The organism is Winogradskyella sp. (genome assembly GCF_013213835.1).
Taxonomy (GTDB): domain Bacteria; phylum Bacteroidota; class Bacteroidia; order Flavobacteriales; family Flavobacteriaceae; genus Winogradskyella.
This window is the reverse complement of the sequence record NZ_JABSSU010000007.1, coordinates 127,550-149,423: the sequence shown is the minus strand read 5'-3', so window position 1 is coordinate 149,423 and position 21,874 is coordinate 127,550. Positions and strand designations below refer to the sequence as shown.

17 protein-coding genes are annotated in these 21,874 nt (G+C 34.8%); 9 read left to right on the top strand and 8 right to left on the bottom strand.

Annotated elements, in window-relative coordinates; translation table 11 throughout:
* Nucleotides 1-37: 37 nt before the first annotated feature.
* From HRU50_RS12180 to HRU50_RS12155, 6 genes are all read right to left on the bottom strand, one after another.
* Entirely contained in the window at nucleotides 38-313 is a 276-nt protein-coding gene (locus tag HRU50_RS12180) for a hypothetical protein (RefSeq protein WP_296351365.1), read from the bottom strand.
* A gap of 41 nt (nucleotides 314-354) precedes the next feature.
* Entirely contained in the window at nucleotides 355-1,863 is a 1,509-nt protein-coding gene (gene atpD, locus HRU50_RS12175; RefSeq protein ID WP_296351364.1) for a F0F1 ATP synthase subunit beta, read from the bottom strand.
* Between the two features lie 157 nt (nucleotides 1,864-2,020).
* Entirely contained in the window at nucleotides 2,021-3,562 is a 1,542-nt protein-coding gene (locus tag HRU50_RS12170) for a G-D-S-L family lipolytic protein (RefSeq protein ID WP_296351363.1), read from the bottom strand.
* A gap of 26 nt (nucleotides 3,563-3,588) precedes the next feature.
* Nucleotides 3,589-6,387, bottom strand: coding sequence for a TonB-dependent receptor (locus tag HRU50_RS12165; protein ID WP_296351362.1), 2,799 nt, complete (start codon nucleotides 6,385-6,387; stop codon nucleotides 3,589-3,591).
* A gap of 182 nt (nucleotides 6,388-6,569) precedes the next feature.
* Nucleotides 6,570-8,417: a glutamine--fructose-6-phosphate transaminase (isomerizing) gene (gene glmS, locus HRU50_RS12160; protein WP_296351361.1), complete on the bottom strand. Its 1,848-nt coding sequence runs from the start codon at nucleotides 8,415-8,417 to the stop codon at nucleotides 6,570-6,572.
* Nucleotides 8,418-8,625: 208 nt separating this feature from the next.
* On the bottom strand, nucleotides 8,626-9,438 hold the full coding sequence (locus HRU50_RS12155) for a glycogen/starch synthase (RefSeq protein WP_296351360.1): 813 nt from the start codon (nucleotides 9,436-9,438) through the stop codon (nucleotides 8,626-8,628).
* A gap of 102 nt (nucleotides 9,439-9,540) precedes the next feature.
* Here HRU50_RS12155 and panC point away from each other — a divergent pair, with 102 nt between their 5' ends.
* The 9 genes from panC (at nucleotide 9,541) to HRU50_RS12110 (ending at nucleotide 20,334) form a co-directional block, all read left to right on the top strand.
* Nucleotides 9,541-10,395, top strand: a complete 855-nt coding sequence (gene panC, locus HRU50_RS12150; RefSeq protein ID WP_296351359.1) for a pantoate--beta-alanine ligase — start codon at nucleotides 9,541-9,543, stop codon at nucleotides 10,393-10,395.
* A gap of 13 nt (nucleotides 10,396-10,408) precedes the next feature.
* Nucleotides 10,409-10,759, top strand: coding sequence for an aspartate 1-decarboxylase (panD, locus tag HRU50_RS12145; protein WP_296351358.1), 351 nt, complete (start codon nucleotides 10,409-10,411; stop codon nucleotides 10,757-10,759).
* A gap of 4 nt (nucleotides 10,760-10,763) precedes the next feature.
* A complete protein-coding gene (locus HRU50_RS12140) occupies nucleotides 10,764-11,711 on the top strand; it encodes a lysylphosphatidylglycerol synthase transmembrane domain-containing protein (protein WP_296351357.1) in 948 nt (315 codons plus the stop codon).
* A 57-nt stretch (nucleotides 11,712-11,768) separates the two neighbouring features.
* The gene (locus HRU50_RS12135; protein ID WP_296351356.1) at nucleotides 11,769-12,896 is read left to right on the top strand and encodes an alpha/beta hydrolase-fold protein; all 1,128 of its coding nucleotides are present in this window, start codon (nucleotides 11,769-11,771) and stop codon (nucleotides 12,894-12,896) included.
* A 5-nt stretch (nucleotides 12,897-12,901) separates the two neighbouring features.
* Entirely contained in the window at nucleotides 12,902-14,305 is a 1,404-nt protein-coding gene (locus HRU50_RS12130; RefSeq protein ID WP_296351355.1) for an alpha/beta hydrolase-fold protein, read from the top strand.
* 7 nt (nucleotides 14,306-14,312) lie between these two features.
* On the top strand, nucleotides 14,313-15,674 hold the full coding sequence (gene radA / locus HRU50_RS12125) for a DNA repair protein RadA (protein ID WP_296351354.1): 1,362 nt from the start codon (nucleotides 14,313-14,315) through the stop codon (nucleotides 15,672-15,674).
* 69 nt (nucleotides 15,675-15,743) lie between these two features.
* Nucleotides 15,744-19,148: an isoleucine--tRNA ligase gene (gene ileS, locus HRU50_RS12120; protein WP_296351353.1), complete on the top strand. Its 3,405-nt coding sequence runs from the start codon at nucleotides 15,744-15,746 to the stop codon at nucleotides 19,146-19,148.
* A 5-nt stretch (nucleotides 19,149-19,153) separates the two neighbouring features.
* Nucleotides 19,154-19,537, top strand: a complete 384-nt coding sequence (locus tag HRU50_RS12115) for a TraR/DksA C4-type zinc finger protein (RefSeq protein ID WP_296351352.1) — start codon at nucleotides 19,154-19,156, stop codon at nucleotides 19,535-19,537.
* 125 nt (nucleotides 19,538-19,662) lie between these two features.
* Nucleotides 19,663-20,334: a lipoprotein signal peptidase gene (locus HRU50_RS12110; protein WP_296351351.1), complete on the top strand. Its 672-nt coding sequence runs from the start codon at nucleotides 19,663-19,665 to the stop codon at nucleotides 20,332-20,334.
* Here the strand turns inward: HRU50_RS12110 and HRU50_RS12105 are convergent.
* A complete protein-coding gene (locus tag HRU50_RS12105) occupies nucleotides 20,282-20,851 on the bottom strand; it encodes a 5-formyltetrahydrofolate cyclo-ligase (protein ID WP_296351350.1) in 570 nt (189 codons plus the stop codon). The genes HRU50_RS12110 and HRU50_RS12105 overlap by 53 nt on opposite strands.
* Complete coding sequence (locus HRU50_RS12100) at nucleotides 20,848-21,816, bottom strand: succinylglutamate desuccinylase/aspartoacylase family protein (protein WP_296351349.1); 969 nt, start codon at nucleotides 21,814-21,816, stop codon at nucleotides 20,848-20,850. Before HRU50_RS12100 ends, HRU50_RS12105 begins: the two co-directional genes overlap by 4 nt.
* Nucleotides 21,817-21,874: the final 58 nt, after the last annotated feature.

The following is a 21,874-nucleotide window of genomic DNA, read 5'->3' as shown; positions in this document are numbered from 1 at the left end:
CGCGTTAATTGTCTATTAAAATAAAACTGCTATTGTATTAATCTGCTAATACAATAAGTTTGTTGTCTTTCATTTCTATTGTACCAGAATTAATGGCTAACCATACACCATTATCAGATTTGGTAAACTTATCTTCAACCTCTTCTTCAAGTTGAATGTTACCTTTAATCTTAACGTTTCCTTCTTTTAAAATTGAAACGATAGGTGCGTGATTGTTTAACATTTCAAACTCACCATTTACTCCAGGTACAGCAATAGAATCTACTTCTCCGCTAAATAGTGTTGCTTCTGGTGATACAATTTCTAAGTACATGTTTTTATGCTTTATGCTTTAAGCTTTACGCTTTAAGCTGTTTACGCTTCAGCTAACATTTTCTCTCCAGCTTCGATAGCTTCTTCGATAGAACCTTTAAGGTTAAATGCTGCTTCTGGTAAGTGATCTAATTCACCATCCATAATCATATTAAAACCTTTAATAGTTTCTTTGATATCTACTAATACACCTGGGATACCTGTAAACTGCTCTGCTACGTGGAATGGTTGAGATAAGAAACGTTGTACACGACGCGCACGTCCTACAGCCATTTTATCTTCTTCAGATAATTCCTCCATACCAAGGATAGCAATAATATCTTGTAATTCTTTATAACGTTGTAATAACTCTTTTACTCTTTGAGCACAATCGTAATGATCATCACCTAAGATTTCTGGTGTTAAGATACGAGATGTAGAATCTAATGGATCTACCGCAGGATAGATACCTAGCTCAGCAATCTTACGAGATAATACTGTTGTTGCGTCTAAGTGGGCAAAGGTTGTTGCAGGAGCAGGATCCGTTAAATCATCCGCAGGTACATATACCGCTTGTACAGATGTAATAGAACCTTTCTTAGTAGAAGTAATACGCTCTTGCATCGCACCCATTTCAGTTGCTAATGTTGGTTGGTAACCTACCGCAGATGGCATACGACCTAAAAGTGCAGATACCTCAGAACCAGCTTGTGTAAAACGGAAGATGTTATCTACGAAGAATAATACATCTTTTCCTTGTCCATCACCAGCACCATCACGGAAATATTCAGCAATAGTTAAACCAGATAATGCTACACGAGCACGTGCTCCAGGAGGTTCGTTCATCTGCCCGAACACGAAAGTTGCTTTAGAATCTTTCATAGCAGCTTTATCTACTTTTTGAAGATCCCAACCGCCTTCTTCCATTGAGTGCATAAAGTCATCACCGTATTTAATAATACCAGACTCTAACATCTCACGTAATAAATCGTTTCCTTCACGAGTTCTTTCACCTACACCAGCAAACACAGATAAACCACCATGTCCTTTTGCGATGTTGTTAATTAACTCCTGAATAAGTACTGTTTTACCTACACCAGCACCACCAAATAATCCAATCTTACCACCTTTTGCATAAGGCTCAATAAGGTCAATTACTTTAATACCTGTAAATAGCACTTCTGTAGAAGTAGATAAATCTTCAAACTTTGGTGCTTGTCTGTGAATTGGTAAACCTTCGTCTCCAGCTTTCGGTAAATCTCCAAGACCATCGATAGCGTCACCAATAACGTTAAATAAACGTCCATAAACATCTTCACCAATTGGCATTTGGATAGGAGCACCTGTAGCGACAACTTCAGTTCCTCTACTTAAACCATCAGAAGAGTCCATCGCAATAGTACGTACTGTATCTTCACCAATGTGAGATTGTACTTCTAGTACTAAGGTTGAACCATCAGGTCTGTTAATTTCTAACGAATCATAAATCTTTGGAAGTTCTGCTCCAGAAGCGAATTCAACATCGATAACTGGACCTACAATTTGTGCAACTTTACCTGTAACTTTTGACATTACTTATATGTTTTTGTTTTGCAATATTTTAATATGAAAAATCAGCTTGATTTTTGCGCTGCAAAGATAGAGTTTTATTTAAAATATCGTTGCTTTTTTAAATAAAAAAAGGCATGCTTTTTTAAAGCACGCCTTTAATTTTAATATCGTGATATTTTTATTGTAGAGCAGGTGAGTAATTTGTTGGAAAATCACCTGCTTTAGCGACGTTACCAGACTCAACAAAATTAGACCCATATGTGGCATCAATAGCTGCTAAGAAACTATTTGCCATTAAGGCATAACCTCTTGCAGTTAAATGAATTCCATCTAAGCTCACTAGTCCACCAAAAACCAAATCAGTATTTAAGTTATAAGCATCAAATTGAATACCTGACGAAGAAGCTTCAGTTAATATAGCGTTAACATCTACAAAAGCTAATCCATTACTACTAGCCACTGATGCTATAGTAGCATTATACATATCAACAGCAGTAGCAATTTCTTCTTGTTCCTCTGGAGTTAGTACCCAGCGATCTGCTAGAGGTACTGCAACACCATTAACACTATTTGGATCGCCTGGAACAGCTTCAGTACCAATAACTGTTGAAGCTGGTAAAACTACCAAATCATTAGCTGTAGCCTGCCTCATACTTACTAGAGCTGGATTTAAACCTGTTAAATCAATTAAGCTTTCATCGAATATTACTACTGGGTTTCCCTCACCAGCTGAAAAGGTTATTGTTCTTTTTGCTAATTCAGCATCCGCTATTTCTTGAGTGATTTGACCAAAAGCAACTAATCCTGCTAATGCCTGCGCAACACCAGCATTGTAAGCTCCATAGGCTCCAGCACTATTTAAGAACGCCGCCGTTGCTGCATCTAATGGAATAGGATTATGAGGAACGGTTGTAAAATATGGTAAACTTGTTACATAAGGAATATTAGTTACAGCACCTTTAGCACCATTAGCTGTTAGTGTTGTAATAATAGCATTAAACGCACCAGCAAAAGTATTAGGATCCGTTATTTGATCTAAATTAGCATCACCCCCAGAAGTTGCATAGCCCAAAACATCATTCCCACCTATTAAATCAGCCGTAAAAAAGCTTGGGTTTTGAGCAGCTGCTAATTCTAAGATTGTAGCATCTGGAGTTGCTCCTGTCATTCTAACAGCATAGGGGTTAGCAAGACCAAGTGCTAAATTCCCAATATTACCATATCCTGGGGCTAGAAAATGAAAACTTTTAGCACCAGGGACTCCATAATTATTGAATGGGCCTGCAGGATTATTTAAAGCGAGATCAGTTGATACCGTTACTGGTCCAATAACAGACTCAAGTGGAACTGGTCCTGCACCTCCAAAGACAAGTCTTGGATCAGTTAATCTTTGACCTCCAAGGGCCAAACCACCAAAATTATCATTCATAAGAGGCTGTGTAAATGAGCCACCATTGCCATTTGCAAACTGAGATGCTAATATGTTTGGGAACGAATTTTCTTGTGCTGCTATAAATAGGCCATTATCGGTAAAACCAGCAGTAAATGAAGGGCCAATTGAAACATAGTTAGAAAAGTCTGCTGAACCGGTATTTAATTCAGGCAATACAACTTCAGTAGTGTTACTTCTAACTTCTCTTAGGTCTTCTACCAATTCATTCTCACAAGCAACAATACTTAAGGTGAGAAATGATAATAGTATATATTTAATTTTTTTCATGACTCTAATGTTTTCTTTTTCAGTTATTATAAGTTATTTATCGTCCAAGACAGATAATATTGAGATCCTATGAAACCTGTACCAAATGCAGTGAAGTATTCATCTTGAAGTAAGTTTGTTGCACCAACTTTAAATGTGGATTTTATACTTGGTACTCTAAAATTTACTTGAGCATCTAGGACATTAAATGCCGGTATATCACCGTCACCAAATGATGCTTCCCAGAAGTAATTATCACTCCATCTCCAAGCAACATTAAATCCAATATTTTCAAAAAGTTCAGTTTTACCAAAAGACACTTTAACTTTATGTTCTGGTGTATTAAAGTTTGTTCTAAAATCTGGGTTAGCAGCAACATCAAAATCTAATTTTGCGTAAGTATAGTTTGCATTTAAATCAAAACCATCGAATATTTTAGTTGACACACCTATAGCAGCACCATAAGAATTCACTTCTTCGTCAGAATTCGTGTAAGTTTGATATGCTTGAAAATCACCATTAGCAAGAGCTTGTGCAGCTAATTGAGTATCAGGGTTAGTTAAATCAACTTGTCCGTTTCCATCTGGATCAACTTCACCATAGAATGGAGCAATTACAGTTTCATTAGCCAAGAAGTCTTGATATCTGTTATAGTAGACAGAAGCATCTATTATTACTTTATCTAATTTACCACGGTAACCTACTTCTATAGAACTTACTTGTTCTGGTGTTACTAAACTAGAATTTCCTACTTCCAATGCACCTCCACCAGTTACAGAACTTGCTAAGAACGAGTTATTGTATGCAGCAGTACCATCGAACGCGATGTTTGAAGAACCTAAAATAGCAGCACCTGCAGCACTAACGTCATAATTTCTAATATCTCTAGCAGGGTTGTCTGAAGCACCACCAACAAGTATAGCTCTACCAACATCTAAACCAATATATAAGTCTTGAGTTGTTGGGTTTCTAAATCCTGTTTGAAAAGATGCTCTAATATTGTGGTCTTCGTTAATCGTAAATCCAGCAGATAGTCTTGGTGAAAAGAAACCATCAAATAATTCAGATTTATCGTATCTTAAAGAACCTGTTAATTTTAGTTCAACATTTTCATTTAACTCTAAAGTTCTTTGTAACTGCGTATAAATTCCAACCTCTGAATAATTAATCGGTCCATCTACATCCGTATAGATGGTTCCTGATGAATTTAATCTGTATCTTCTGTAAGAACCACCTACTTGTATTTCTGCAAAATCTACTAAGTCACCAAAGTTGTAGTTGTAATCTACATGATAGTATCTAGACTCATCTTGAAATCTAGATCCCGTTGCAAAGTCAGGGTCTTGAATAATTCTATCAAATGCGTTTTGAAATTGTTGACTACCTGGCAAGAACCTGCCAGTATCTGCGGCTTGCCTTGCTGCAATATGTGCATTAGCATCATCAGCTCCTCCTAGAGTAGCACCAATGTAACTTGCTACGTACTCACCAAACCACGTAAGATCATCTTTCCAAGCTCTATTCATATTTATACCAGTAAATACCATATCGTATGAATCACCAGCCTTATCTGCAACTACATAACCTCTTACAAAGAAATTATCATTTCTTACTTCTAATTTATGTTGCTGTTGGAAAAAGTTCTTAATATTATAACGGTTAGCACCTTGATAAATCGTATTACCTGTACCTACTTTACCAACATATTGGATTTCAAAATCATTTGCCCATGGTCTGAAATAAAGTCCCCAATCCGCTTTCACACTTTCAGCGTTGTAATTGGTAAGATCTCTTTCTTCATAACCGGTTCTACTCACATCTACAGATGGCACTAATGCTGACGAGCCTGCAGGTGCTAATCCAAGGGCTTCAAGGGTTTGGGCAACATTATTTATGTTGGTAAATACCTCATCACCATAAGTGTTTATACCATCATAATTTGTGTCTTCTCTTGTCAAGCCTCTATTAAATCGGTCATTTGCATTAGTAGCATACCAATCTGTACCCTTAAGATAGCCAAAGTTGATCTTAGCAGCGAATTTATCACTGAATTTATGAGCTAATCTCACGCCTATGTCTGTGTATTCATTATTTCCAGCCGCTTCTTGAGATGTTACACCACCTTTCACGTATGCACTTATACCAGAGTGATCAAATGGATTTTTACTTCTCATGAATAAAATACCGTTAAACGCATTCGCACCATAAAGAGCAGACGCAGCTCCAGGTAATAATTCTACACTTAAAACATCTGTCTCAGTCATACCAACCAAATTACCTATAGGGAAGTTTAGGGCTGGTGTTGAATTATCCATACCATCAACTAACTGCATAAATCTTGTGTTAGCGAATGATGCGAAACCTCTTGTGTTGACAGATTTAAAAGTTAAACTATTGGTGTTAACGTCAACTCCTTTAAGATTTTCTAATCCGTCATAGAAATCGGATGAAGCAGTGTTCTTAATTTCTTTTAAACCGAAGCGTTCTACCGTAACTGGTGATTCAAAGATTCTTTCTGGAGTACGAGACGCTGATATTACAACTTCATCTAAAGAATTACCTTCTTTTAAAATTACATCGACGGTTTGGTTATTTGTTGTAATTTCTATTGTTTGAGCTTCAAAACCTGTATAGCTAATACGAATTGAGAATGGTGGATCTTGATTTGCCGTAATTGTATAGTTACCGTCAAAATCCGAAACGGTACCAGTGGTTGTTCCAACTACCACAATATTGGCACCAGGTAAAGGTAGTCCACTATCATCAGTAATTTTTCCTTTTACAGTGGTCTGAGAATAAGAAACCACGCAAAAAAACAACGCAAAAATCTTTAAGATTGTCTTCATGTTAGAGAATTAGTTATTATTACAAAATGCCAATTTAAATAATTATACTGATAAGTTGGTAACAAATTCTCAGAAAATTATGCATGCATAAGAGTTTTTTTAAAAAACAGCGCCTAAAAATTGTCAATAATGCAATTTATAGGCGCTTATAATTGGTTTTTTAACAAGAAACGCTTCTGTAATTATTCTACAGTTACAGATTTTGCTAGATTTCTTGGTTGATCAACATTCTTATCTAACATAACAGCTATGTGATAAGATAAAAGTTGCAAAGGTATTGTTGTTAATAAAGGTGTGAGACATTCTATTGTCTCAGGAACTTCTATAACATGATCCGCTAATTCTTTAACACTAACATCTCCTTCTGTTACAATTCCAATAATTTTTCCTTTTCTAGATTTAATCTCTTGGATATTACTCACTACTTTTTCGTAGTGTCCTTTTTTTGTAGCAATTACAACAACTGGCATTTGTTCATCTATTAAAGCAATTGGGCCATGTTTCATCTCAGCAGCTGGGTATCCTTCAGCGTGAATGTAAGATATCTCCTTTAATTTTAGAGCTCCTTCCAAGGCTACAGGGAAATTATATCCTCTACCTAGATATAAGAAGTTAGTTGCATCTTTATAGATATCAGCTATTGTTTCAACGTAAGCGTCGGATTTCAGTGCAACTTCAACTTTATTTGGAATTGTTTCTAATTCAATTAAGTGATGTCTAAATTCTGAACTCGAAATAGTTCCCTTAGCTCTAGCTAGGCGTAATGCCATTAGAGTAAGTACAGTAATTTGTGTTGTAAAAGCCTTGGTAGAAGCCACTCCAATCTCAGGTCCAGCATGAGTGTATGCACCTGCATCTGCTTCTCTAGCAATAGATGAACCAACTACGTTACAAACACCAAATACAAATGCACCTCTAGATTTAGCTAGTTTTATTGCTGCTAAAGTGTCTGCCGTTTCTCCTGATTGAGAAATTGCGATGATTATATCTCTTTCTGTAATTACTGGATTTCTATATCTAAACTCAGATGCGTATTCAACTTCTACAGGAATGCGAGCGAGATCTTCAAATATATATTCAGAAACTAAACCAGCATGCCAAGATGTTCCACAAGCAACAACTATTATTCGGTCTGCGGCCAAAAACTTTTTCATATTGTCTTCAACACCGGCTAGTTTAACCATAGCTTCATTACTCAATAATCGACCTCTAAAAGTATCTTGAATAGCTTCTGGTTGCTCGTATATTTCCTTAAGCATAAAGTGGTCATAACCACCTTTTTCAATCTGTTCTAAGTTTAATTGTAATTCTTGGATATATGGATCAACAAGGTCATCATTTTTTATTTTTCTAACCTTCACAGTTTTTCCTCTGCGCACTATTGCCATTTCTTCATCCTCAAGATATATAGCATTTTTAGTAAATTCAATAAAAGGTGAAGCATCACTTGCAATGAAGAATTCATCGTCACCAACACCAATAGCAAGAGGACTTCCTAATCTAGCAACAACAATTTCATTTGGTTTATTTTTATCAAATACAGCAATTGCATAAGCACCAATCACTTGGTTTAAAGCGATTTGAACAGCTTTTCCTAGTTTAACATTTTCATTTTTCTTTACGTCCTCGATAAGATTTACAAGGACTTCGGTATCAGTATCTGATTTAAACGTGTAACCACGATTGATAAGTTCTTTTCTTAATGAGTCATAGTTCTCAATGATTCCATTATGTATAATTACTAAATCACCAGAATTGGAATAATGAGGATGTGAATTAACATCATTTGGGACACCATGAGTAGCCCATCGTGTGTGGCCAATTCCTAGAGTTCCGTCGGTAGTGATTTCATTTTCTAAACGTTCCTTTAAATCAGAAACTTTTCCTTTGGTTTTTGATAGTTTAATATCGTTTCCATCATATAATGCAATTCCGGCACTATCATAGCCACGATATTCTAATCGCTGAAGTCCTTTAATTATAATTGGGTAGGCGTCTCTTCGCCCTATATATCCAACAATTCCACACATAGGTTAATTTATTTATTTGGTATATTTTTAAATTTAGTGAACAAATTATCGAATGTAAATATTGTTCATGAACGAATTTAATCTATAAATCATCAATACAAGAAAAAATCTGTGAAAGGTCAAATATAATCTACATGACACACAATTTTCTGAAAACAATTCAAAATAAGATACTTAACAGGTTCTATCCTGTTAAGTGATTAAGCGATTAATCGTCTAGCACACTGTTTTTGTAAAACTCTGTATATGGATCAGCAAACTCTTCAATTGTATGGTAATCTAAAACCGGTTTTTCTAGTCTATCAATATAAGTGTCAATATCCTCTGGTAACTCTGCAGAACCTTTAATGATAGCATCTGAATTATCAATGGCAATTTTCATTAAGTTACTGTAGTTAGGAGTTTTTAATAACTCAACGGCTCCATCTTCAAGACCATCAAACTTAACCTTATTTATCATTTCATTATTGAGTTCACCTTCAAAATTCTGATTGTAAATAGACGTCACAATCTTGCTTTCTGCAAATAGAGGTTCAGTTTTATAAAACTCTTTTAAGTAAAGTGGTAAAAGAGAAGCTAACCAACCATTAATATGTATAATATCTGGAGCCCAATTTAGTTTCTTTACAGTTTCAATAACACCTTTAGCAAAGAATATTGCGCGTTCGTCATTATCCGAAAAAAGGTTACCGTCTTCATCTGTAAGCGTAGCTTTTCTTTTAAAATATTCTTCGTTATCAATAAAGTATACTTGTATTCTTTCTTTAGGTATCGAAGCAACTTTAATAATTAACGGCATATCTAAGTCGTTGATAACAAGGTTTATACCTGAAAGTCTAATAACTTCGTGAAGTTGATGTCTTCTCTCATTAATATTACCAAAGCGAGGCATAAATATTCGTATTTGACCTCCTTGTTTGTTCACCATTCTTGGAGCTTCAAATGACATTGAAGAAATCTCTGTTTCTGGTAAATAAGGTACAACTTCCGAGGACACATACAATATTCGTTTGTCTTTCATAAATCTACAGCTTTAGTTAATTAATTTTAAAAACATGCAAAATTACGAAAATTTATGCAGATTGCTAGTAAAATCTTATGTTTGCACTCATTTATTTGAGTTTTGAGCTTAAGATTAATTCATAATAAAACAGATTTGTCGACCTGTTTAGATACGCTGAAAAAAGAGAATGTATCTATTGGGTTTGTGCCAACAATGGGAGCACTACATGACGGGCATCTGTCACTTGTTGAAAAAGGTTTGAGTCAAAATGACATTATTGTGGTAAGCGTGTTTGTTAATCCTACACAGTTTGACAATGAAGAAGATTTAGTTAAATATCCAAGGACTTTAGAAGATGACGTTAAACTTCTAGGTACAGTAAGTAATTCTATAATAGTGTATGCTCCAACAGTTCAAGATATTTACGGTGAGGATATTAAATCTCAATTTTTTGTCTTCGATGGCTTAGAGCATGAAATGGAAGGAGCATTTAGAGATGGTCACTTCGATGGAGTTGGTACAATAGTGAAACGCTTATTCGAAATTGTGAAGCCTGAAAAAGCATACTTTGGTGAGAAAGACTTTCAACAGCTTCAAATAATCAGAAAACTTGTTGAAATCTACAAGATCCCAGTAAACATTATTGGATGTGCTATTCATAGAGCCGAGGATGGTTTGGCTATGAGTTCTCGAAACACACGATTAACAAAAAAGGACAGAGAAGCTGCGCCTTTTATATATAAAACTCTATTGTTTGCCAAAGAGCAGTTTGGCATAAAAAGTGCTACTAAGGTAACGGAATGGGTTGAAAAGCAATTTAAAAAACAACCGCTTTTAGAGCTCGAATATTTTACAATTGCTGACACAAAAACCTTAAAACCAGTTAAAAGAAAATCAAAAAATAAAACATATAGAGCTTTTATTGCTGTGTATGCTGGCGATATAAGACTTATAGATAATATCGCTTTAAATTAATTATCTTTGCCTAATGCAAATTCAAGTCGTAAAATCAAAGATTCACCGTGTCAAATGCACTGGTGCTGACCTAAATTACATAGGTAGTATAACTATCGATGAAGATTTAATGGATGCTGCCAATATTATTCAAGGAGAAAAAGTTCAGATTGTTAATAATAACAATGGTGAACGTCTAGAAACCTACTGTATTCCTGGTCCACGTAATAGCGGTGAAATTACGTTAAACGGTGCTGCAGCACGTAAAGTGGCTGTAGGTGATATTTTGATTCTCATCACTTATGGCTTCATGGATATTGAGGAAGCAAAAACCTTTAAGCCATCTTTGGTCTTTCCTAACGAAGAAAATAATCTTCTAAACTAGTTTTTTGAAGCCAAGCTTAAAAAAAATACTAACCATTGCCATACCTATACTCATAAGCATTGGTTTGGTGTGGTATTCGTTGAGTAAAGTGCCTCTAAGTCAGATTATTGAAGAGGCAAAGCAAGCCAATTATTGGTGGATACTTGTTAGTGTTGTTTGCTTAAATCTTAGTCACTTATCTAGAGCTTACCGTTGGTTATTTATGCTGGAGCCAATGGGTTATAATGTGAAGTTTGGAAATAGTATTATGGCTGTTTTTGCAACCTACCTGATTAATTATGGAATACCGAGATCTGGTGAAGTTGCAAGAGCAACAATTCTAACAAATTATGAAGATGTACCTTTTGAAAAAGGATTTGGTACCATAGTTTCTGAACGTATTGCAGATATGATAGTGATGTTGGGTATTATTGGTATTACACTAATTTTACAATTCGAATTTATAGTTCAGTTCTTTTCCGATAAATTGAGTGCTAATATATTCGTGATTCTTGGGGCTGGAATACTTTTATTTGGGTTATTATTCCTAATCTTTAGAAAAAGCAATTATTTTCTTGTAAATAAAATAAGAGTCTTCATAAGTGGGTTGATTGAAGGTGCACTTAGTATATTTAAAATGAAAAAGAAATGGGCCTTTATAGGGCATACACTTTTTATTTGGGGTATGTATGTACTCATGTTTTATACCACAACATTCGCGTTCGAAAGCCTTCATGGAATTCCTTTTGCAGCAGTATTAATTGGATTTATCTCTGCAAGTTTTAGTGTCGCAGCTACAAATGGCGGAACTGGTGCGTATCCTGCAGCTGTTTATGCGGCATTTTCTATTTTTGGTGTTGCTAAAGACCCAACTTTTACTTTTGGATGGGTACTCTGGGGTTCTCAAACACTAATGATTATTGTCTTGGGTGGGTTGTCCTTACTTTACTTGCCAATCTATAATAGAAAATAGAGCCTTAGACAGAATTATTTTTTTAACTTGCTCTTACAACTTTAAGTCTTTATATCAATGAAGAATTTATGTGCCCTATTTGCATGTTTTATGCTGGTGGGATTTATGAATGCTCAGGTTAAAAGGGATAGCATAGAATCCTATAAGTTAGAGGAAAAACGTGAACTTAAAATTCAACTTCCAAGGAATTATGATTCCAAATCAGAGCGAACATATCCTGTTCTTGTAGTTCTGGATGGCGATTATTTATTTGAGCCTGTTGCTGGTAATGTTGATTATCAGTCCTATTGGGAAAATATACCAGATTGTATCATCGTTGGTGTAAGTCAAAGTGAAACAAGAGAAGATGATTTGTTATTAAGAGAGGACAATTCAAACTTTTATGAGTTTATAGATATTGAATTACTTCCTTATATAGAAGAGAACTATAAATCCTCAAGTTTCAGAATGATTGCAGGTCATGGTTTAAGCGCCACTTTCATTAATAATTATTTGCTAAAAGACATTCCGTTATTCAGAGCTTATATAGCATTAAGTCCGAATTTAGAAGTTGAAATGCGAACAAAATTAAAAGAGCGCTTATCTAAATTAGAAGACGAAACTTTTTATTACATCGCAACAGGCGATGAGGATGAAAGTGATAATAGAACATCAGTTTTAGAATGTAACAATGGGTTTAAATCTATTGATAACACAAAGCTTCACTATAGGTTCGATGACTTTAAAGATGCTAATCACTTATCGTTAGTTGGGAGAGGAGTTTCTAGAGCCTTAAAAGAAATATTTTCACTTTATCAGCCTATTGACACAAAGGAGTACAAAGAAAAAATCCTCACTTACGAAGGATCACCTTTTGATTATCTAATCAAGAAATACCAAGACATTGAGTATTTCTATGGATTTGAAAAGAAGGTTGTAGAAAACGATTTAAGAGCCATTTCAGCGGCCTGTAAAAGTAAAGATGATGCTGAAGCTATGGAAAAACTAGCGCTTTATGTAAAGAAAGAGTTTCCAGGTTCTATGCTTGGGGCTTATTACATTGGTATGTATCACGAAACTTATGGCAGTCTTAAAAAGGCATTAATAAGTTATAAATCTGGTCTGTCATTAACACCTTCTCAATATATAGATAAGGATTTAATGCTAGAGAAAATGTATCAAATAGAGCGAGAGCTTAAAAACTAAGGATCATGAAAAAAGTTATACTTCCATTTGTCATGTTTTTCGTTTGTATTACTGCAATTAACGCTCAAGTGTTGTACAAAGAATTAAAGTCTTACAAGACTAATACAGCGAGACAGCTAAAAATAAAACTACCCAAAAATTATGACGAAGATTCTCAGGTAAAGCATCCACTTATCATTGTTTTTGATGGAGATTATTTGTTTGAACCTGTAGTTGGTCAAGTAGAGTTTCAGACTTATTTTGATGATATGCCAGGTTCTATAGTTGTTGGTGTTATGCAAGGCGGAGATCGTTATTACGATTCTTATGTGAATGAAGTTACAGGATTGCCAGAGGAATCTGGACTAGATTTTTACAACTTTGTGGAATCAGAGCTTATACCATACATTGATGGATTGTACAATACAAGTGATTTTAGAGTTGTGGTTGGTCATAACGCAATGGCAGGTTTTTCTAATGCATTTTTAATGAGAGAGAACCCAATTTTTCAAGCCTATGTCAATTTGAGCCCAGATTTTCTAGGAAACATTACTGAAAGTATATCAAAACGATTCTCGTGGATAGAGAAGGATTACATCTATTACATGGCAACAAGTGATAAGGATATTGTCCCTATTAGAGAATCTGTGTTAGCAACCAATACGGCACTTAAATCCATAGGAAATGAAAAATTTACCTACTATTTTGATGATTTTGAAGATGAAACACATTATACCTTAGTGACGAGTGGTATTTCTAGAGCTTTTGACAAAATTTTCAACCTGTATAAACCTCTAAATGAAAAGGAAATTAAAGAGAAAGTAATACCATATGAAGGTACTCTAGATCAATACCTCATTGAGCGTTATAAAAGTATTGACGATATGTTTGGAATTGATAAGCCAATACCTTTAGAAGAGTTTGAAAAAATGGCTAAAGCTGCTGAAGAACGCGAAGATATTGAATCATATAGAGGTTTAGCTTCGTTAGCAAAAAAGCAGGATCCCACTTCCGTTTTAGGACCTTATTATTCTGGTGTTTATGCTGAAAAAACTGAAAATAAATCAAAGGCAATTAAACATTATGAAGAAGCTTTAGAATTAAATGAAGAAGGTCATATCAATTACGATTTTATAGTTGCTAAGATTGAGGTGTTAGAAAATTTAATTTTCGAAGAAGAAGAAAAGGAGCTTGCTGAGAAAGAAGCAAAACGTGCTGAAAAGGAAGCTAAAAAAGAAGAAGAGCGCAAGCAAAAAGAGCTTGACAAACAGAAAAAAGAAGAAGATAAAGAACTAAAGAAGTTAGAAAAGGAAATCAAAAAAATAGAAGAAGAGGAAGCGAAGGCAAAGAAGAAAAAAGAAGAGGAGCAGAAAAAAAAGGAAGAAGAGAAAAAAGAGGAAAATGAAAAAAATGGTGGTGACGATAATTAGAGCATAGATGACGAAAGTAAAAACAACCTTTTTTTGCCAGAATTGTGGAGCTCAATATGCAAAATGGCAAGGACAATGTAATTCCTGTAAATCATGGAATACTATAGTAGAAGAAGTCGTTCAAAAAGAGGATAAAAACAGCTGGAAAGCTTCTACAAGCAAGTCTTCTAAACGTGTTTCAAAACCATTATTAATTAATGAGATAGATTCTACCAAAGAAACGCGAATTCAAACTACAGATTTAGAATTTAATCGTGTTTTAGGTGGCGGAATTGTTCCAGGTTCATTAACGCTTTTAGGCGGAGAACCAGGAATTGGTAAGAGTACACTTTTGCTTCAAGTCGCTTTAAATTTACCATATAAAACACTTTATGTTTCTGGTGAAGAAAGTCAGAAACAAATAAAAATGCGTGCAGAACGTGTTAATCCGAACAACGCTAATTGCTACATATTAACTGAAACTAAAACTCAGAATATCTTCAAGCAAATTGAAACTTTAGAGCCAGATATTGTGGTGATAGATTCCATTCAAACATTACATAGCGATTATATAGAGTCTTCTGCTGGTAGTATTTCTCAAATTAAAGAATGCACGTCAGAACTCATGAAGTTTGCCAAAGAAACCAGCACTCCAGTTGTGCTTATTGGTCATATTACTAAAGATGGCCACATAGCAGGTCCAAAAATTTTAGAGCATATGGTAGATACAGTTTTACAGTTTGAAGGTGACCGTAACCATGTGTTTAGAATCCTTAGAGCCAACAAAAATAGATTTGGTTCAACCAATGAACTTGGAATTTACGAGATGCAAGGTTCTGGGTTGCGAGAAGTCAGTAACCCAAGTGAAGTCTTAATTTCTAAGAAAGACGAAGAACTTTCAGGTAATGCTATTGCCGTGACTTTAGAAGGTATGCGTCCATTGCTAATCGAAGTACAAGCATTGGTAAGTACTGCGGTTTACGGTACACCACAGCGAAGCGCTACAGGTTTTAATGCAAAACGACTTAATATGTTGTTGGCTGTTTTAGAAAAAAGAGCTGGCTTTAGACTTGGTGCAAAAGATGTGTTTTTAAATATTACAGGTGGTATTACAGTTGACGACCCAGCAATTGATTTAGCCGTTATTGCAGCCATTTTATCATCTAACGAAGATGAAGCCTTACAAAAGGATTTTTGCTTTGCTGCTGAGGTTGGACTTAGTGGTGAAATACGTCCAGTACAACGTGTAGAACAGCGTATTGTAGAAGCTGAAAAGTTAGGCTACAATGCTATCTTTATTTCTAAATACAATACCATTTCATTAAAAAATACAGCAATTAGAATTCAAAAAATATCTAAAATTGAAGATTTAGTTCGTTTTTTGACTTGATTTGCGTTCAACAAACTCAATAAATCAGCCAAATTTCATACTTTTGCACACTTGAAAAAAGTGTGAAATATGAGTCAGAAGTTCCCAGAGTATAAAGGACTTAACTTGCCAAAAGTATCAGAAGAAATTTTAAGCTATTGGCAAGAGCATAATATCTTTGAGAAAAGTGTAACTACTAGAGAAGGTAACGAGCCATTTGTGTTTTTTGAAGGCCCACCTTCAGCAAACGGTTTGCCTGGTGTACACCACGTTTTAGCGCGTGCTATTAAAGATATATTTCCACGTTATAAAACCATGAAAGGATTTCAAGTAAAGCGTAAAGCTGGTTGGGATACACATGGATTACCAGTAGAACTTGGTGTCGAGAAAGAATTAGGAATCACCAAAGAAGATATTGGTAAGAAGATTACTGTAGAAGAGTATAACGAAGCTTGTAAAAAAGCCGTTATGCGTTATACAGACATCTGGAACGACCTTACTCAAAAAATGGGTTATTGGGTTGATATGGATGACCCATACATTACCTACAAACCAAAATATATGGAATCTGTTTGGTGGTTATTAAAGCAGATTTACACTAAAGATTTATTATATAAAGGCTATACCATTCAGCCATATTCACCAAAAGCAGGTACAGGTTTAAGTTCGCATGAGTTAAATCAACCAGGTACGTATCAAGATGTCACTGACACAACAGTAGTTGCTCAGTTTAAAGCTATTGAAGAGACATTACCAGAGTTTCTCAAAAATGAAGGCACAGTTTATTTCCTTGCTTGGACGACAACACCTTGGACATTGCCTAGTAACACAGCACTAACTGTAGGGCCAAAGATTGATTATGTGTTAGTTGAAACATATAACCAATACACATTTGAGCCAATGAATGTGGTATTGGCCAAGCCGTTGATTGGAAAACAATTCTCGGGAAAATATTTTGAAGTTGAAGATAAACCAGCATTATTAGAATATAAATCTGAAGACAAAAAGATTCCTTTTTATGTAGTTAAGGAATTCAAAGGTGCAGATTTAGTTGGTATAAAGTATGAGCAATTGTTAGACTATGCTTTACCAAACGATAATCCAGAAAATGCCTTTAGAGTTATTTCTGGTGATTTTGTAACGACTGAAGATGGTACAGGTATTGTACACACAGCACCAACGTTTGGTGCAGATGATGCTTTGGTAGCAAAACAGGCCACGCCAGAAGTGCCACCAATGTTGGTTAAAGATGATAATGACAATTTAGTACCATTGGTTGATCTTCAAGGTAGATTTAGACCAGAAATGGGTGAGTTTGCTGGTAAGTATGTAAAGAATGAATACTATGATGATGGCGAAGCACCGGAGAAATCTGTTGATGTAGAAATCGCTATCAAACTAAAGATAGAAAACAAAGCCTTTAAGGTAGAAAAATACAAGCACAGCTATCCAAACTGTTGGAGAACTGACAAACCAATTTTATATTATCCATTAGATTCTTGGTTCATCAAAGTGACTGATGTCAAAGAACGTATGCATGAGTTGAATACAACCATAAACTGGAAACCAAAATCAACTGGTGAAGGTCGTTTTGGAAACTGGTTAGCTAATGCCAACGATTGGAACTTGTCACGTTCACGTTTTTGGGGAATTCCATTGCCAATTTGGAGAACAGAAGATGGTAAAGAAGCTAAATGTATTGGTTCTGTTGAAGAATTAAAAGCCGAAATGCAACGCGCTGTTGAAGCTGGGGTTTTGGAAGCCGATATCTTCGCAGATTTTGAAGTTGGTAACATGTCTGAAGCCAACTATGATAAGATAGACCTTCATAAAAATGTGGTTGACAAGATTGTTCTGGTTTCAGATTCTGGTCAACCAATGAAGCGCGAAAGCGATTTAATTGATGTATGGTTCGATTCTGGTTCTATGCCTTATGCACAATGGCATTACCCATTTGAGAATAAGGAACTCATTGATAATAACGAATCTTATCCAGCAGATTTCATTGCTGAAGGTGTTGACCAAACTCGTGGTTGGTTCTATACATTGCACGCTATTGGTGCTATGGTATTCGATTCTGTAGCTTATAAAAATGTAGTATCAAACGGGTTAGTTCTAGATAAGAACGGACAAAAAATGTCGAAACGTCTTGGCAATGCTGTTGACCCATTTGAAACTTTAGCAAATCACGGTGCAGACGCTACACGTTGGTACATGATTAGTAATGCCAATCCTTGGGATAACTTAAAGTTTGATATTGATGGTGTAGAAGAGGTGAAACGTAAATTCTTTGGAACATTGTATAACACCTATTCATTCTTCAGTTTATATACAAATCTTGATGGATTTAAATATTCTGAAGCAAAAATTCCATTAGAAGAACGTCCAGAATTAGACCGTTGGATTCTTTCAGAATTACATACACTTATCAAAAAAGTTGATGCGTATTACGCAGAATATGAGCCAACAAAGGCAGCAAGAGAAATTTCAAACTTCACACAAGATTTCTTAAGTAACTGGTATGTAAGATTAAGTAGAAGACGTTTCTGGAAAGGTGATTACCAAACCGATAAAATTTCAGCATATCAAACACTATACACATGTATGTTGACTTTAGCTAAGCTTGGTGCCCCAATTGCGCCATTCTTCACGGATAGATTGTATTTAGATTTATCATCTGTAACTGGTAAAGAAGTTTTTGAAAGTGTCCATTTAGCTGAGTTTCCTGAGTATGATGAAAGTTTTATAGATAAGTCTTTAGAACGAAAAATGGAAAGTGCTCAAACAATAGCGTCGTTAGTTTTATCGTTAAGAGCTAAAGAGAAGATTAAAGTGCGTCAGCCATTGCAGAAAATAATGATACCAATTAATTCTGCTGAGCAAAAAGAAGAAATTGAAGCAGTTTCTAATTTAATTAAGCATGAAGTTAATGTTAAGGAAATAGAGTTGTTAGAGGATGCTTCAGACATTTTAATTAAGCAAATAAAGCCGAATTTTAAGGTGTTAGGGCCAAAGTTTGGTAAGGACATGAAAGCTATTGCTGGTGCAGTTAATCAGTTTTCAGCTGATGATATCCAAAAAATTGAACAAAATGGCGAAATTGCTATTGACATTAACGGAAAAAATATTACTTTAGGAATCGACGATGTAGAAATATCGTCGCAAGATATAGAAGGATGGTTAGTTGCAAGTGAAGGCCTCATAACGGTTGCACTAGATGTTACTATAACTGATGATTTACGTAAGGAGGGAATTGCTCGTGAGCTCGTAAATCGTATTCAAAACCTACGAAAAGAATCTGGTTATGAAGTAACAGACCGAATTGAAGTACAACTACAAAATGATGCGCTCGTTGCAGCAGCTATAGCTTCCAATAAGGATTATATTAAATCCGAAACATTAACAGATAAGTTAGAATTAATAGATGAAGTTAGTAATGGTATAGATATTGCTTTCGATGAAGTAAATACCAAGCTATTCATACAAAAACATTAGAAGATATGTCAGCAGAAACAACAAACAGATATTCTGATAAGGAATTAGAAGAATTTAGAGTGTTAATTCAGGAAAAAATTGAACACGCAGAGCATGATTTAGAATTAATAAAGAGTGCTTACATGAATGACCATAACAATGGTACTGATGATACGTCACCAACGTTTAAGGCTTTTGAAGAAGGTAGTGCAACTATGAGTAAAGAAGCAAACTCAGCACTGGCTATTCGTCAAGAAAAATTTATTCGCGACTTAAAGAATGCCATCATTAGAATAGAGAACAAAACATATGGTGTTTGTAGAGTTACAGGAAAATTAATAAATCCTGAAAGATTAAAACTTGTACCTCACGCAACCTTAAGTATTGAAGCCAAAAACATGCAGAAGTAATAAATTACTGTTAAAGCAGTATTTAATTATTGAGCTTAAGACAATATTTTAAATATATTGAGCCCTGGAATATTTATTTCAGGGCTATTTTTATAGTTTATGTTTTTGTAATACCAGTAATTTAGATGTCATCTAAAAAAGTATTGACCCTTATTTTTTTTATTTTACTTATTGATCAAGTGAGTAAAATCTACATAAAGACACATTTTTCTTTAATAGATAAACCAGTGGTTGTTTTTTCTTGGTTTCAGATTGCTTTTGTAGAAAATGATGGTATGGCTTGGGGTGCCAAGCTGAGTGACTTTTTTACATTTATATCAGACAAATCTGCTAAACTGATTCTAACGCTTTTTAGAATTGTTGCAGTAACATGCATTGGTTTTTGGTTGGCTGATGTTGTTAAGAAACAAAAATCTCAAACACTAGCTTTTGCAATTGCAATAATATTTGCTGGTGCCTTAGGTAATATATTAGATTCTGTGTTCTACGGCATTTTATTTAGTGATAGTACTATGCAAGTTGCTTCATTTTTATCTGAAGATGGTGGTTATGCCAACGTGTTTTATGGTAACGTTGTGGATATGTTGCATTTTCCTATTTGGCAAGGAGTGTTGCCTGAATGGTTACCATTTGTTGGTGGAAGCTTTTTTTCCTTTTTTGATCCTGTTTTTAACGTTGCCGATGTTGCTATAAGTACAGGTATCGGGATTTTATTGGTGTTTAATAAAAAGGCATTTAAAGAAACTAATCCTGAAAAGAATACACCTGATTTGGAGTCACACAATAATCCAATCTAACATCATTATCGGCAGCTTCAAAAGATTTTTGTTCGGCTTCAAAAAAAGATAATCCGATTTTAATGGTTTCACATTTGCAATCATTTAGAAAACGGTCATAAAACCCTTTCCCATAACCGATTCTGTTTCCGTTTTCATCAAAGGCTAAAAGCGGAACAAATACGACTTCGAGTTGTTTTGATTCAATGGTGATTCCATCTACTGGTTCAGGAATATTATAGCTATTCTTTTGTATCCTCGTATTATCTGTCAGCAGATAATGAATCATGCTATAATCTTCAAAATTACTTTTTGAAATGACGATATTTTTATCCTTACCGGCTAGTATGTTTAAAATGTATTCGGTATTAATCTCTTTTTGTTCTTGAATAGTCAAAAAAATATGATAGAACGATTCATTCCAAATATCTAGCTTTAATAGTTGATTTGCTATGTCGAGACTAAAATCTTCTATTTGGTTTATTGATAATTCTTCTCGAAGCGTTTTATATTTTTTTCTAAGTTCTGGTTTTGTCACGATTCTAGTTTTGTGGAAATATGAAAAATAGCATCACCTTGATAGATGATGGGTGATTCATTTACATTAAAAACACAGCCATCGTTTGGTGCTTTTACAAAATAATTAAAGCTACCATAGGGATCAGTAATATGGCCTAAGACATCACCTTTGTTTACGATTGTATTGGCCGAAACACTGGTTTTGAACATTCCTGAATGTTTAGCTCTAATCCATTTACTGTCGTTAATTTTAATACCGCTATTCTTTGGTGCTGAGGCTTTAAATTTTTTATTGAGCATTTCTAAATGAGATAGAATGCGTTTAGTACCATTTACACCAGTATTAGTAACTGTATTGTCAATATGAAAAGACTTTCCACCTTCAAATAGCAGCATCGGAATTCCTAATTTGTGACATGTACTTCTAAAGGATTTATGTACATTTTTGGAATAATAAATGATTGGTGCACCAAATACTTGAGCAAGCTCATCTAAAATAATATCGTCTTTAGAGATCCGTATTTGAGCTGCATTAAATCGGTCTGCACCACCAGTATGAAAATCTAGAATTAAATCTACATGAGGTACAATTTCTGTCATAAGTTTATGAGCAACTTGGCTGGCTAAAGAGCCTTTCGCACTTCCAGGGAAAACACGATTGAGATCTCTACCGTCAGGGAATTCTCTGTCCATATGTATAAACCCAAATACATTAATTACTGGGATACATATAATAGTTCCCTTGCTTGGTTTATTAATACCTTTAGCAATAATTTGACGAACAATTTCAACACCATTAACTTCATCACCATGAATACCAGCTGTAATTAATACAGTAGGACCTGGTTTTTTAGAACGCTCAATAATTACTGGGACATCTATAGTATTTTGAGTATGTAATTTGGCAACGTTAAAACTTACCTTTGCACTTTCACCAAGCCCAACTTTTTTTCCTAATATGTCTAAAACTTCTTTTTCACTCATATTCATTTCCCATGAAAATGGGAATCTTTTTCATTTCTTACGAAAGCAGGATTTTCAT